The sequence below is a fragment of the Pelagibacterium lentulum genome (assembly GCF_003992625.1).
GTDB classification, from domain to species: Bacteria; Pseudomonadota; Alphaproteobacteria; order Rhizobiales; family Devosiaceae; genus Pelagibacterium; species Pelagibacterium lentulum.
In genome coordinates this window covers 34,774-49,095 of sequence record NZ_RZMW01000030.1, presented here as the reverse complement: position 1 = coordinate 49,095, position 14,322 = coordinate 34,774, and the positions used below count along the sequence as shown (strand labels likewise).

Sequence of the window (14,322 nt, the reverse complement as noted above, 5' to 3'; positions counted from 1 at the left end):
CCGCTGCATTGTTTGATGAAGTGGCGCTCACCATCTTCAAGTACGCCACCACCCCTCCTGTCCCTGGAGCGTCGAATGGCTGGAGAACCATCATGTTCAAGTACAATATGAGTGCGTCGATAATGACGATCCTTGCCCGGTCGGAGTTGCGAAATGCACTGATGGACGAATGGCCAAGTCTTGTCTCGACAAACATCAACACCATCGCGACTGAAACAGAATTGGTCGATGCAGTTGCCTCCTCCACGGGCCGCACGCAGGTCGAGGCAAGAGAAGCCGTTCGAAACTGGATGGAGCGGCAGGGTCTGCCCCCGATCGATGCTCGGGCCGATGCCTTGCGGACGTGGGCGACCGACACTTGGGAAGATGAAGGCGGCTCTGGTCGTTCGCAGGGCCACAACTAGCTGTGTAGCCTCAATAGGTTGTCCCTAGTCATGTCGAGTCAACTGCTTGGCGGTTCGGATACGCGACAAAATAAAGACTTAAAGCCAGGGATTTGGTTCCATCAAATCCTGAACGGCTCTAGCACTGACACAGACTGGAATTTATCAACGAAACGTATCCGCTCGCTCCGAGAGGAGCCGCGCGGGACCAACGAAAGCTGAAGCCAAAATGCCAAAAAAAGACCGTCAGGCCTTGCGACTTGCGCATATGAACACAGGCAACAATTTGCATAAGCAGCAAAAGGGCGCCAGAACAGTTCAGCCTCGACGCAAGTAAGTAATTCGGGCATTCCCGCCTGATGCGATAGTAGCGTTGCCTTGTTACTGCGTCAGACGAGGGCCATTTCCATAGGTGAGAGTGCAGACTTGGAACGCAGTGTTTGCCGTTCCTTCAGGGTGTCTTGCCCATCCGCTCTCGCGGGAGTTTCTTCCATGTTTGCTTTTCAATCCGGTGAGCCTCTGGACGTGTCCAGAGCGAAAACGCGATTGCGCACAAATGCGCGCAAGCAATGGCCGTTCCTGACGCCGCTCGACCTCACGATGATCGATTCGGAATATAAGCTTGTCACGATGGTGCAGGACCGAAGCGGAATAACCAATTCTCAATCGCAATCCGACGTCCAGGCGTGGATGCAACGCCAGGGTAAACCGGCGTCAGCGCCTGCAACTGACGCGCAAGACGTTCATTTGTCCAAACGCCACAAGAAAGCGCCTTCGGCACCGGATCTCAAGGTATAGCGAGTTCTCGCATCTGTTCGGGTCGTGACGCGAACGAAAGGCCCCGCAAATGCGTTCTCTCGTCTGAATTGGTTCGAGCCTTGTTTGTCGCGCCCAGAGTACCCATATATTAGCTTCGTTCTTGGCCGATCACCGGCTGCTTCCCGACCGGCCTACCGTGACGGAACCAACTCTTGATTTTGCTAATGTTGCCGATCCGATCCGCGTGTCGCGGCCCGGAAACATGCCTGCGCGTCCAAAGGACCGGGCTAGATGAAAAGACATCCTTATGATCAATGGTACCGTCAAATTCTTCAATGCCACCAAAGGCTTTGGATTCATCACGCCTTCCGACGGAAGCAAGGACGCATTCGTGCACATCTCGGCCCTGGAGCGTGCCGGTCTTTCTACCCTCGCGGAAGGTCAGGCTATCACCTATGAGCTGGAAGACAGTCGCGACGGCAAGTCTGCGGCAGTCAATCTCCAGCTTCCGTGATCCTGCAATCGGGCTCGACCACGCGATTCCGGCTCCTCCAATGCCAAAGGCACGTTTGATGACAAAGACACATCTCGAGACGGCCGAAAACCGGGTCAAGGCGATCCTGCATACGCAGGGAAATGATCGACTTGCCGCTATCCGCCAGGTTCTGGACGATCGCAGACGTTTTCTAAGAGCCGCACAGAGGGCGGCGCAGCTTGACAAGCGACGGGCCTCGCTCCCCAACGAAATGGATCAGCGGTTATGACGAGTGAAGCCCCTGCGTTCGACTATTCCGCCCCGGCAGAACTCTTTACGGGCAAGCGTTACAGGCGTTTAGGCAAAATTCATTATCAAAGGTTCGAAAGTGCTGCGCAGGCGATTCAGTACGCCGTCGAAGCCATGCCGCGCGAAAATCTGGCTGGTGCCGTTCTTGAAATCGATGAGCAACGTTTCGGGCCCGCAGAAATCACTGCCCTTTATAAGCATCCGGCCTATCCGCTCAACTGAACCTCAGACAGTCAAAGGACCTTATCATGCGCCTATTCAGCAAAGTCATCCCGTTCCCCACCCGTGTCGCGCCATTAGCCAGATTCAGCTCCGCTGAGTATCCCAAACTGGCACATGCGCTCGGCATTCATGATGGTGCGCATTTGTCTCCCGCACCAGAAGCCGAAACGTCCTCGGCATGGTCTGACGTGCTGGGGGGCACACCATGCCACTGACATTTTCAAACCCGAGCCGCGCTTTCCAGGAGGCGCGCAATGCAGTCGGCTTTACCGGCTATGACGGCGTGTTTGAGATACAGTTCTTCGTCGAGGTCGATGCGTTGGCCAGTCTTGGAGCCGTGCCGCACACCCCTACAACACCTGAATCCCGTTGGCTTGCCGCATTCGACGCGATGCGTGCTTCAATTCTCGAAGTTGCGCGCGAAGCTCACGCCAATTCCCGCCGCACCTATTACACTTTGACCGCAGCAGACTTTCGCTGACAGACTGCGGCCGCGATTGTAACTTTTTGATTGCACGATATTCTATGCCACGGGCCGGAGCGTCCGCTGACTGGGGCTAATCGTAAACCTTTGGCTCCCAATTTGGACGTGCATTGTGGCCCGCTCGCCAGTTACGACCGCAAACCATGGTCCCGACGAACCGCTACCACAGAGCGCGACATGATCGCGGGATATCGTAGAAGTCGTCATATTTCAGTGCCTTATCGCGCCACAGCGTACGATTTGGTAGCGGAGGACCGCTACCGTCGATCCCTACACCTACCGGAAATCCGATACAGGCTCAGACTGTTTTCTCGACGTCTGGCGGATTAGCTATCCACGCTTAAATGGTGCCGACTGGCACCGTAGCTACAGCCGTCCTTCCATCAATCGCGGGTGTAGCGGGTCGGTACCAGTTCTCGAATGTGCCGTACCGCTTGTTATGAAGGGCATGTTGTCGGGGGTCGGCAGACAAGGTTCGTTCTGATTGCGCCATGCCGCTGGCTGCCGCCTCCAGGGTTGGAAAAAGATCGCCCGCGACAGCAGCCGTCATCGCGGTTCCGAGCAGGACCGGCTCGGGCGCTTCGGCCAGCACGAGTTTACAGCCAGTGACATCGGCATAAAGGTGCCGCAAAAGTTCGCTGGCCGCATGACCGCCGGAAAGGGCTATCGTGTCGATGGCGTAGCCATGCGTGTTGAGCCTATCGATAATCTGGCGTGTGCCATAGGCAATCGAAACGGCGCTGGCCCAATAGAGCTTAACCATGTGATCGACCGGATCCTCGATCCGCAAGCCGAGCATTGCCCCTGTTGCATCGGGATCGGCGTAAGGCGAGCGGTTGCCAAGAAAATCCGGGATGACATGCATGCGATCGTCCAGGGCGTCCCCAGCACTGATGCGCCTGACGATCTCCGTGCCTATTTCGTCATGCGGCGCCTTGAGTTGCGCGGCTTGCGCATTGGTCTGGACGATAAAGTCGAGCAAGGCTCCGGTTGCGGTCTGTCCGCCTTCGTGCAACCACCAAGCACCTCCGATAACCCCCTTGTACGGCCCCCAGACGCCAGGCACCGTCCTTGGATTGCGCGAAAGCACCATGTGACAGTTGGAGGTGCCAGCAATCAAGGCCATCCGGCTGGAAGTTTCACCCTCCAGTTCTCTGGCAAGGGTGCCCAGTGCGCCTGCATGAGCATCGATAAGTCCGGCTGCCACCACGCATTTCTCGCTCAGACCCAACTCCCGGGCCGCATTCGGTGTCAGCGTTCCGACCCGCTTGCCAACGGGAGTGGCGCGGTCGGGCAGACTGGTCCTTGAACGGAGATCCGCCATGTCGATTGCCTTGAAAAACGCTTCGTCCCAGGGCCGTTCGCTATGGGAGAGGTAAGTCCATTTACAGGTTAGTGTACAGACTGACCGTGCATTGGATCCGCTCGCCCGCCAAGACAGGAAGTCGGCAAGGTCATAGGCGGCTCCGAGCCTTGCCCAAAGGTCCGGTCGATGGCGCTTGAGCCATGTGAGCTTGGGGATTTCCATTTGCGGAGAAATCGCTCCGCCCACATAGTCGAGAACTTGTGACCCCGTCTTGTTGCAGTCCTCCGCTTCCTTGGTGGCGCGCTGGTCCATCCAGACGATAATGTCCCAGTTTCCCTTCTCCGACAGCGTCAGCGGCTTGTCCGCCTTGTCGCGCAACACAAGCGAGCATGTGGCGTCGAATGCGATGGCCTCAATGGTTTCGGATGCCACGCCGGATGCAGAGACAGCCTCGCGCACCGCATGGCAGACTGCCGACCAGATGTCTTCGGAATCCTGTTCGATATGATCCCCGCGCCGCTCGAGTGCAATGGCGTGACTGGCATGCGCGTGAATCTGGCCGTTTCCGGAGAACACGCCGGCTCGCGCGCTTCCCGTGCCGACATCGACAGCGACCACATATCTCTGGGGTTCATGTATCATTTAAACTGGCCCTCGGGTTCAAAGTCGAAATCTATCGCTGCTGGAAGGGCGCACGGATCACCATTACAAGGATCAGGAAAATACCCCAGGTGGCGGTCGCAAAATGCTGGCTGACTCCCATCAGGTTGAGACCGGAGGATATGACCTGGAGGCTTACAAGGCCCAGCGCCACCGGTAGCACCCTGCCAAATCCGCCGAACGGGTTGGCGCCGGCCAGAAAGCACGCAAGGATCATGATGAGCAGATAGGATTCCCCATGCCCGATGCGAACGCTGTTGAACCGCGAAAGCATGACAATTCCGGCGACGGCGCTCATCAGCCCTGATAGCGCATAAAGTGTGATCTGAACCCTCGCCACATCTATGCCACTGTAGAGTGCAGCTTTGGCATTCGAGCCGATCATGTAGATGGAAAAGCCCAGACGCGTATAGTGCAGGACCAGTACCCACAGCGCCACAGCAGCAATAAAAATGATCAAGGGAACCGGGACATATAACAGCGTTCCATGACCGACGAAGCGAAAGAATTCGGGCATGCCCGATATATCGCCCCCCCGGGTAAACCATTCACCGGCTCCACGCAAAAGGATCATGAAGCCAAGCGAAACAAGAATCGGATGCGCGCCGGTATAGGCAACCAGGGCACCGATGGCGGCGCCGATCAGAGCGCCGGTTGCTAGAGCTGCCAGGATTGCGACAATAATAATGCCCGCGCTCGCATCGCCGGTGACCTGCACCAAAATCCATGCTGCGACCAGTCCGGCGACATTGGCCGTAAAGGTGACAGCAAGATTGAGGCCGCCTGAGAGTATAGGGAGGAGCATGGCCAGGGTCAGGATACCAAGTTCAGGAAGTTGATATGCCATAGAGGTGAAAATGCCTGGCGAAAAGAAACCCGGCGCCATCACCGTGAAGAAGGATACCGTGGCGACGAGCAGGCCAAACATGGCACCTATCTCGATCAGATCAGCGGGAACCCGTGACTTTTTCATGGCAATGTCTGGTGTTGTCATGAAGCTGCTCCTCGCGGGCTGGCACCTGCGCGTCTGACCTCGCGCGCCGAAAACAGGTTGGTTGTGGAGATAGCCGCCAGAATGATCATTCCGACGATGGCCTTGTAGGCATAGGGGCTGACACCGAGCAGGTTGAGGCCATTCTGGACCACGGCAAGCAGTATGACGCCAAGCACGGCGCCGAGCACACTTCCCCGACCTCCGCCAAGCATCGCTCCTCCCAGCACAACCGCAGCGAGCACGTCGAGTTCGCGCCCATAAAGCGCATTGGGCACGACTTCCTGCACGATATTGACTTGCATCAGACCTGCTATTCCGGCGCAGGCACCCAGCCAGCCATAGACCAGAAAATGCAGTAAGCCGACATTTACACCCGAACGCCGCGCTGCTTCGGGATTGCTACCATAGCCGACGATCTGGCGACCAAGTCCGCTACCATGCAACAGGAGCCAGGTGGCCAACGCCACCAGCGCCATAACAAGCGCAGGCAGGTAAAGTGTCGCAAAGCCTTGTGCGGTATCGAACCTGAGCAAGATAATTCTCGCCGACAGCCACTCGGGAAGCATGTAGATCGACCGGCCCGCGGAGAAATACATCAGCAGGCCAAAAAAGATATTGAAGGTCGCTATTGTAATGATGATGGAAATGATGCGGAAACGATGGATGAAGAAGGCGTTTATCCCGCCGAGGGCGGCGCCGACACCGATACTGAGCACAAGGCCGGATATCCAGTTGCCACCTCCGAACTGCATGAGCAACAGAACTACAACATATTGCACTACCGAGGCAGCGACAGCGAACGATATGTCGATCCCGCCAAAGACCAGGACGACGAGAAGTCCGAGTGCAAAGATCAGGTTGACTGAGTTGTTGTTGATCAGATCAAAAAGATTCTGCATGGTCAGGAACGTGTCGGTTGCAACTGACAATCCGATCATGATCGCCACGAGCAGGAGCGCGATCTTGGATTCCATTGGCTGAAGGGCGGTGAACAGGAACCTACGCATTTACAATTGCCTCCAGTTCCTTTTCGGTTATCGCAGCAGGGTCGAAATAGTCTGTGATTGAACCCGATTTCATCAGGGCAATGCGATGTGCATTGTAAAGGACCTCGCTGGCCTCGTCGGAAATCAGCAAAATGGCCATGCCCGATGCCGCAAGTTCATGGATGATCTCGAATATTCCGGCACGCGCACCAACATCCACGCCCACAGTGGGCGCATCGAGTATCAGCAGGTCCGGGCTGGTCGCGAGCCATTTGGCAAGAACGACCCGCTGCTGGTTGCCACCTGACAGCGCCGATACCGGTAAGTCGATATCGGCCGCTTTTGTCCTAAGCCGATCGATCCAGTCCTGCGTCAGGCGGCGTTTGGCCTTTTCGGTGAGCAAAAAACCGAACCGCAAGAGCGATTTGAGTACGGTCATGGCCGTGTTGTCGGTAATCGACTGGGCCTGAATCAGTCCAAGATTGAGTCTGTCTTCCGAAACATAGGCGATGCCTTTGCGTATGGCGTCACGGTTGGATCGGAAATGCTGGGATTCGCCGCCGATCTCGATGCGCCCAGCGTCTGGCCGGGACAGCCCGAATAGAGTTTGGGCCAGTTCGGTGCGACCTGCGCCCAACAGGCCGATCAACCCTAGAACTTCTCCCTTGCGGATTGTGATGGAAACATCCTCAAATTCGCCGGCGCGGGACAAGCCCTGCGTGCGCAATACTACGTCACCCTGCGGCGACTTGTCCTGCACTCTGGTTTCCAGAAGCCGACCTGTCATTAAGCGAGTCAACTCGCCTTGGGTCATGCCTTCTGTCGGAAAGCAACCGACCAGAGCGCCATCCTTTAGGACTGTGACCCGCTCAGAGATATCCAGAACCTCTGCAAGGCGGTGGCTGACAAAAACCACCGAGATGCCCTGCGCCGACATCTTGCGCACTATGACTAGCAATCCGTCGGTTTCCGCCTGCGTCAGCGATGCCGTCGGTTCGTCCATGAAGACGATGCGTGGGTTCCCCGTAAGCACCCTGCAAATGGCGACGATCTGACGCTGTGCAATGCTGAGGTCCCGCACATGGGTATCGACATCAAGCGGAACGCCCAGCCGGTCGAGCGCGGTGCGGGCCAGCGCCCGACTTGCGCCGCGGTCGTAACGTTTGAGCGCGTCGGCAACGAAATGTTCAAAGCAGATATTTTCGGCGACTGTCAGGTCGGGAAACAGTGAGAGGTCCTGCCAGATGACATGCACGCCAAGTTCGCGCGCCTCGGTTGGCGTCATCCTGTCACGCCCCTTGCCATCTCCGAAGTCGAACCGTGTGCCCGGATCGGCGGAATAGGCGCCGCTAATCAGTTTGATCAGCGTACTTTTACCGGACCCGTTCTCACCCGCAAGGCAATGCACCTCGCCAGAGCGCAGTTCGAAATCCACGTCATCAAGTGCAAGTTGATTACCGAAACGCTTGGTCGCACCCTTCACACGCAGGGCATAATCGGACTGAGTTTGGTCTAACATCTGGAATACCTGAATGAAGGCCGGAAATGACGAATGCCAAAGGCAGTTCGATACCGGAAAACCTGCCGTAGCACTGACAATGCAGCAAGACTGAACGGCGGAATCGATGCATCGTCCATGCGGTATGGAGCTCGCAGGCGGGAGGACCGCCTGTGAGCATTGGCAAAACGTCAGAGGCCGAGTTCGGCCAGACCGTCCACAGTGTCGACGCTCAGTTCGAGCGGCATGTTTGCAAAGAGCAGTCCGTCATTGTACGACACTGTCCCCAGGCCGTCGATCTCAGCCCCATCGGTAAGGCTTTCTCCATTGGCCAGCATCGCTCCGAGCGTGACAAAGGCCTCTCCTGCCTCGATCGGGCTCCAAACGTAGCCCCCGGTGATCGAACCGCGATGCACCAGCGCTTGCCCCTGCCCAGCTGAAAACAATCCGACAACAGCAACTTCGCCTGCTACGCCACGCTCCTCGACAGCCCGTGCGGCTCCGATCGGCCCCTGACTGCCAAAGGCAATGATACCAGCAAGGTCGTCATGGGCCCGAAGCAGGTCAAGTGTTGTGTTGCGCGAATCATCGACGGATTCCGCTACGCCAAAACGGTCGGCAGCCTGACGCATATTGGGGCACAATTCCCGCAGGTGATCTACCGCGGCATCGGCCCAGGCGTTGTGGGCCGGGACGGTCAACCCACCTACAAACACAGCGTAAGACCCTTCACACCCCGTTGCCTCAGCAAACAGATTGGCGTGAGCATTACCTAGATCAGTCGACGACACCAGTTCGAAATTGACGTCGCGATTGACCAAATTGTCAGCCTCGTGGGAGATCACCACGATTCCGGCTTCCCGGGCGCGTTCGAGAACGGGTTCCAGCACCCAGGCATCATTCGGTACAATTCCGATGACGTCGACATTGCGGGCAATCAGATCTTCCACCGCGCGCACCTGAAGTGCGGGGTCGTCGCTGGTAGGCCCAACCATGAATGCGTTGACGCCGAGTTCGTCTGCTCGGCTGACGATCCCCTGTTCCATTGCGTTGAACCAGGGAATGCCGCCGATTTTGACCACAACACCAATGGTCAATTCGTCCTGTGCCAGGGCAGGTGCCGCGAGCGCCGAAGTCGCGGCCAACAGTGATGCCGCCATTTTTGAGAATCTGCTCATATGTGTCTCCTCCGCAGTTGGGCTGGCTTCCCGGCGCTAGATACGCTTTTGGGGTCGCCATTGATGCAATCGATTGTGCGCAAGTTTTGCGCAATCGATTGTGCTAACGCTATTTAGATGACCGAAGGTTTGCCTTTTGTCAAGACACAAGCCATCATTGGGCAACGGCAGATGCCAACGGATCCGCTGTCGGGGAACCTCAAAATATGCCAAGCTCAAGAAAACTGACGATTTATGATCTCGCCAGCCTGGCGGGTACTTCAGCCTCGACAGTCAGTGCGGTACTCAACGGTACTTGGAAAAAGCGCCGGATCAGCAAGGCTTCGGCCGAAGCCATACAGAAAATCGCCGAGGAAGCGGGTTATCTCCATAACATGCAGGCGCGTGGATTGCGTAAACATCGTTCCGGCCTGATCGGGATGATTATCCCCCTGCACGACAACAGGTTTTTCAGCTCCATCTCACAGGTTTTCGAGCGCGAGGCCCGGGCCAGGGATTTCTGGCCCATCGTGGTCAGCACCTTGCGCGACCCAGAAATGGAGATCTCAACCGCACGGACATTGATGAGCTACAGGATTGAGTACCTTCTGGTCACCGGTGCTACCGATCCGGACGGCATCGGAAGTGTCTGCGATGCGGCTGGCGTGCGCCACGTCAATCTCGACCTTCCCGGCCGCACCGCGCCCTCCATCATCAGCGACAACTATCAGGGTGCCTATGATCTGGCTAACGCGGTTTATGACCGGATCTTCGCAGAAACTGGTGAGAAGGCCCCCTGGGTGCCTTTTCTCGGTGGGCGCGCTCAGGATCACGCCACAGCGCGGCGCATCGAGGGGTTTTCCGATGCCGCACGCGACCGGGGAATGCCGCTTTATCCTGAACAAATCGAAGCTAGAGGCTATGCTCCTGAACTCGCCGAGGCCACAATTCGCAAACTCTACGAAACTCACGGAAAGCTGCCTTCTGGCCTGTTCATAAACTCTACCATTGCATTCGAAGGTGTGATCCGGTTTTTTCGCACGCTTCCGCGTAATGAACTGCACACTCTGGTTGTTGGCTGTTATGACTGGGACCCTTTTGCGACACTTGTTGACTTCCCCCTCATCATGGTGCGACAGGACGTTGAAAAGCTCGTCACGGGAGCATTCTCCCTGATCGATGCGGGCGATTTCAGCGCCCGGGAACCAATTCTGGTTCAGCCCCAGCTTGTTACCGATCTCGGTGGCTACGACCGGCGCGACGCGTAAATTTGGGCTACTCCGCGAAAATGGGACGCTGACGTAAGCTACAAATTGTTGTCTGCTGGTCTTTGACGATGGAGATCAGAGATGTCGAAACGCAAGCAGCATTCGCCAGCGTTCAAAGCGAAGGTCGCCTTGGAAGCATTGAAGGGTGAAGCGTGTAAGCTGTGGTTACTTTTGGGGACATCTTTGTGAGCGATTATAGTTTCTCCTAAAGCGCCTCGTAAGGTGTTCGCCAAGATCAAGCGTTGGATGCGAATGGCACAAGAACGAACACTCGAAGACACATGGCGGCGCGTTGGAAACCTCGTCACAACAATCAAACCCGACGAATGCCGCAACTACTTCAAAAACGCAGGGTATGCTTCAATCAAAATCTGACGTGCTTTAGCCGGATCAAATATAATAAAAATTTGTAGCGAAGGATCGCTACCGAGATCCCCACACCTACTGGAAATACGCTACGGGCTTGGATTGTTCTCTCGAGTTTTGATGACGTAAGGATGCTTGCCGCACGGAACCTTAAGCCTGCATTTTAAGGCGCACTGTCGCTGTTTGGCCAAGACGCTGGATCAGCGCTGAAGGTCCACTACGGCCTATGTGTTCCATGGTCATTCAGCGATGAGCTCTTACGGACTGGTAACGAGATGAAACCAGGTATCGAGAAAAGTTCCACGCTTTATCGTGTCCGAGAATACGAGAAGTTCGGGCCCAAGGTCCGGGCTCTGTATGTTTGCCGGTTGGCCCGGGCCCATGGCAATCCCGCCAATCGCCTGGGCGATAGCGGGTTGCATTTGGGCACCAAGTAACGCTGCGATCAGGTCGCGACTCTGAGGATGGAACTTGGATTTGGGGGCAAACGCCACCCAGGGAACGGCGATTGCATAATCTTGAGGATGAAGATAGCCGACCGACGATAAGTTTGGATTCGAGGTGATCACCGAATACGGCACATTATAAGCGATATCGATCCGTCCTGCTTCGATCGCAGCAATAAGGTCGTCACTTGTGTCGTAGATGCGCGCCTGCGCGGCCCCAAAGGCCCGTGCCAGCCTCCAATAGAGGGGAGATCGCAACGAGTCCTGATAGGCAAGGGTATAGGAAACGCTATCAATTCCGACATTGACGATGCCGATGCGTTGGAATAGCGGCGGGGGCGATTGTTCCAGCAACTGTGCCAACTCTAGCCGGGTTTGGGGGATCGTGGCGTACGGTGCCTGTTTGTTGAAGGCGATGATGGCAGGGTCATGTGCGAGGATATAGAGTTCTTGGCGCCAGTGACGGTCCGCAGCTATTCCGGGAAGGTTGAGCGGAGCCGCAAGCCCCTCGTTGGTCAGGGAGACAGCCATGTCGGGAGAGGGCAGAATAACAATATCGGGCTCTTCGCCTGTACGCGCGCGAACGCGTGCCGCGATCTCGGGACTGCGCGCCGGCTGGTAGGCAATCTCTATCCCTGGCAAAAGAATTTCGAGCTGTTCGACAATTGGGGCGAAACGCTCGGCGGATACTGTACTGGCGATAACGATGGGGTCTCGGGGCATCTGCGCTTTGGCTTCCGGGTAAGGCGCAATGCTCAGTACCATTGCAAGGGCAATGAGGCCGGAGAGCAAATGCCTGGAGCTACGCTTCTGTCCACCCGATGCGCTTCGCCGGCGGGGCGCTAGCTGGAGGGCCGTTCGCAAGGGCAGGGTGACGGTTACGACCAGCCCGGTACCGCCATTGTCCGCAAGCACAATCGAACCACCATTGGCTTCGGCAACGTCACGAGCGATAGCCAAGCCCAAGCCTGTTCCGGGCACCTTGTCGGTGTCGCGCACAAACCGCTCGAACACCGCCTCGTGACGCAGCGGAGAGATGCCCGGTCCGAAGTCGCTCACCTCTACCCGCGCCACATGCTCATCGTGACTGAGCTTAACCGCCATTGGACCCGCGCCATGAACAAATGCGTTCTCGATAAGATTGCGCAACATCTCCCGGATCGAGACCTGGTCGGCGCTCACCATTACCGAAGTTTCCGGTATTTGCAGATCAAGCCGCTCCAGCAGTTTTGCGTAAATGCCCTCGGCTCGAATCTGGGTAAGAGCTTCGCGAATTTGCTCCCCCAGTTCGACCGCCTCAGTTCGGCGGGTCTTGAGCTTATGCAGAAGAGTCGCATCGGTCAGCCAGCGATTGGCCAGACGGCTCGCATTGACGGCGTTGGCATTGATACGCAACAGACGGCGGCGGGTTTCCTTGGGATCGGTATCTTCCAAAGCGATTTCCGATTGCGCGCGAATGGCAGTTAAAGGCGTGCGCAATTGATGAGCCGCGTCCGAGGTGACACGGTGAAGACCATCAAGGGTTGAGCCCAATCGTCCCATAAACTCGTTCAAAGTCACGACAAACGCGTCAATTTCGCGGGGCACACGGCCCTCGATCGGCGTTAGATCGGCCGGCGATCGCGCTCGCAGGCTACGCTCGACTGACCGCAAGGGCGAAAATGCAAAGCGTATACCGATCCAAATCAGCACAAACGCGAGAATCGCGATAGTAGCGGCAGGGATAGCAGCCTCCATTGCCAGTTGCGCCGCGAGCTGATCGCGAGCCTCTCTGGTTTCAGCCACGAGAACATCGATCCACCCGGCTTCTCCTGTGGCTGCGTCGGAACGATAGCGGCCTATGGCTGCTATACGAATGGGTTCATCCTGGAAGTAGCCATCTGCAAAACGCAATTCGGAGCCGGTAGCCGGCGGCATCTCGAGCGCCAGCACAGGCGATCCGGTGACGTGGCTGCGATCGGGAGCAACTACCCGGTAAAAGACACGATTGAGACGGGAAGTGCCAAGAATGGCGAAAGCAGAGTAGGGAATATCTACCGTTACCGAGTTACCTTCATACGCCACCGTATCTGCAATCGAAAGGGCTGCAGCTCCCAGCACTCTGTCGAAAGCCTCGTCAGCAGCGCGAACGGCATTGCCGTTGATGATGAAATAAAGAAATATACCAAGCAAGGTGAACAGCGCGGCCGCACTGGTAACAATAGCGCCTTCGATGGAAAATCTGGAGAGCATCACTCCAATGCCTGATTCTGGCAGCGCAAGATGTAACCGACACCACGCTGAGTGAGAATTTCGACATCCGACTGGGTAAGCTTTTTACGCAGGCGAGAGACTAGCAACTCGACTGCATTGAGCGTACCGGTATCGTCATGGCCGAACAGTTTGAGCATGATATGCTCCTTGTTGACCGCATGTCCTGCACTGCCGACCAGCACTTCGAGCATTTCAAATTCGCGCCGTCCCAGATCGAGAGGTCGGCCAGCCAGAAGTGCAGATCTCGTGTTGATGTCGAGCTGCAATTGGCCCACTCCGACGGTGGGTTGTGAAAAGCCCAGACCACGGCGCGCCAGCGCGCGGGTACGCGCCGCAAGTTCATTCAGATCGAACGGTTTGACGATGTAGTCATCGGCGCCCAGATCGAGCAAGCTGACCTTGTCGGCCACCTGATTACGTGCGGTTATGACAAGCACGGGGGTCGCTAGTTTCAATTGCCGGATCGAAGCCAGTATTGCGAACCCGTCCTTTCCTGGCAGGTTGATATCAAGGATAATGACATCGAAGCCACCTCCGATTGCAAAGTCCTCCCCTGTATTGCCGTCCTGCGCGAGCTGGACGACATGCCCCTCGCGCTCGAATTTGGTGACGATGGCGTCGGCAATATCCAAAGAGTCTTCGATAAGCAAAATGCGCATGTGGCTGGATGACAGGACTCTGACAGTGAAAAAGCACTACTAACAATCATGAGCCGTCCCATAAGACAACCATAGAGTTTTCGGGACACCGGGAGGA

General features: G+C 56.6%; 14 protein-coding genes. 7 read left to right on the top strand and 7 right to left on the bottom strand.

All coding sequences use genetic code 11. The annotated features are described in order from the left end of the window. Positions 1-92 precede the first annotated feature (92 nt). From EO133_RS08610 to EO133_RS08585, 6 genes are all read left to right on the top strand, one after another. Positions 93-404, top strand: a complete 312-nt coding sequence (locus EO133_RS08610; protein WP_127072243.1) for a hypothetical protein — start codon at positions 93-95, stop codon at positions 402-404. A gap of 471 nt (positions 405-875) precedes the next feature. Beyond that, positions 876-1,181, top strand: a complete 306-nt coding sequence (locus EO133_RS08605) for a CsbD family protein (protein WP_127072242.1) — start codon at positions 876-878, stop codon at positions 1,179-1,181. Positions 1,182-1,449: 268 nt separating this feature from the next. Continuing rightward, the gene (locus EO133_RS08600) at positions 1,450-1,656 is read left to right on the top strand and encodes a cold-shock protein (RefSeq protein ID WP_127072241.1); all 207 of its coding nucleotides are present in this window, start codon (positions 1,450-1,452) and stop codon (positions 1,654-1,656) included. A 58-nt stretch (positions 1,657-1,714) separates the two neighbouring features. Continuing rightward, the gene (locus EO133_RS08595; protein ID WP_127072240.1) at positions 1,715-1,906 is read left to right on the top strand and encodes a hypothetical protein; all 192 of its coding nucleotides are present in this window, start codon (positions 1,715-1,717) and stop codon (positions 1,904-1,906) included. Continuing rightward, positions 1,903-2,148 (top strand): hypothetical protein, encoded by a 246-nt coding sequence (locus EO133_RS08590; protein WP_127072239.1) that lies wholly within the window; start codon positions 1,903-1,905, stop codon positions 2,146-2,148. Before EO133_RS08595 ends, EO133_RS08590 begins: the two co-directional genes overlap by 4 nt. Before the next feature lie 205 nt (positions 2,149-2,353). Continuing rightward, positions 2,354-2,629 (top strand): DUF1488 family protein, encoded by a 276-nt coding sequence (locus EO133_RS08585; protein WP_127072238.1) that lies wholly within the window; start codon positions 2,354-2,356, stop codon positions 2,627-2,629. Positions 2,630-2,972: 343 nt separating this feature from the next. Here EO133_RS08585 and EO133_RS08580 read toward each other — a convergent pair whose 3' ends face one another. From EO133_RS08580 to EO133_RS08560, 5 genes are all read right to left on the bottom strand, one after another. After that, a complete protein-coding gene (locus EO133_RS08580; RefSeq protein ID WP_127072237.1) occupies positions 2,973-4,580 on the bottom strand; it encodes an FGGY-family carbohydrate kinase in 1,608 nt (535 codons plus the stop codon). Positions 4,581-4,611: 31 nt separating this feature from the next. Beyond that, on the bottom strand, positions 4,612-5,571 hold the full coding sequence (locus EO133_RS08575) for an ABC transporter permease (protein ID WP_127072266.1): 960 nt from the start codon (positions 5,569-5,571) through the stop codon (positions 4,612-4,614). Positions 5,572-5,588: 17 nt separating this feature from the next. Further along, entirely contained in the window at positions 5,589-6,599 is a 1,011-nt protein-coding gene (locus tag EO133_RS08570) for an ABC transporter permease (RefSeq protein ID WP_244640889.1), read from the bottom strand. Further along, positions 6,592-8,097: a sugar ABC transporter ATP-binding protein gene (locus EO133_RS08565; RefSeq protein ID WP_127072236.1), complete on the bottom strand. Its 1,506-nt coding sequence runs from the start codon at positions 8,095-8,097 to the stop codon at positions 6,592-6,594. The genes EO133_RS08570 and EO133_RS08565 overlap by 8 nt, the downstream gene beginning before the upstream one ends. A 170-nt stretch (positions 8,098-8,267) precedes the next feature. Beyond that, complete coding sequence (locus tag EO133_RS08560; RefSeq protein WP_127072235.1) at positions 8,268-9,254, bottom strand: substrate-binding domain-containing protein; 987 nt, start codon at positions 9,252-9,254, stop codon at positions 8,268-8,270. A gap of 206 nt (positions 9,255-9,460) precedes the next feature. Here EO133_RS08560 and EO133_RS08555 point away from each other — a divergent pair, with 206 nt between their 5' ends. Next, complete coding sequence (locus tag EO133_RS08555) at positions 9,461-10,501, top strand: LacI family DNA-binding transcriptional regulator (protein WP_127072234.1); 1,041 nt, start codon at positions 9,461-9,463, stop codon at positions 10,499-10,501. 623 nt (positions 10,502-11,124) lie between these two features. Here EO133_RS08555 and EO133_RS08545 read toward each other — a convergent pair. Continuing rightward, positions 11,125-13,545 (bottom strand): sensor histidine kinase N-terminal domain-containing protein, encoded by a 2,421-nt coding sequence (locus EO133_RS08545; protein WP_127072233.1) that lies wholly within the window; start codon positions 13,543-13,545, stop codon positions 11,125-11,127. Next, positions 13,545-14,225 carry a response regulator transcription factor gene (locus EO133_RS08540; RefSeq protein ID WP_127072232.1) on the bottom strand — a complete coding sequence of 227 codons (681 nt, stop codon included), beginning with the start codon at positions 14,223-14,225 and terminating at the stop codon, positions 13,545-13,547. Before EO133_RS08540 ends, EO133_RS08545 begins: the two co-directional genes overlap by 1 nt. Between the last annotated feature and the right edge of the window lie 97 nt (positions 14,226-14,322).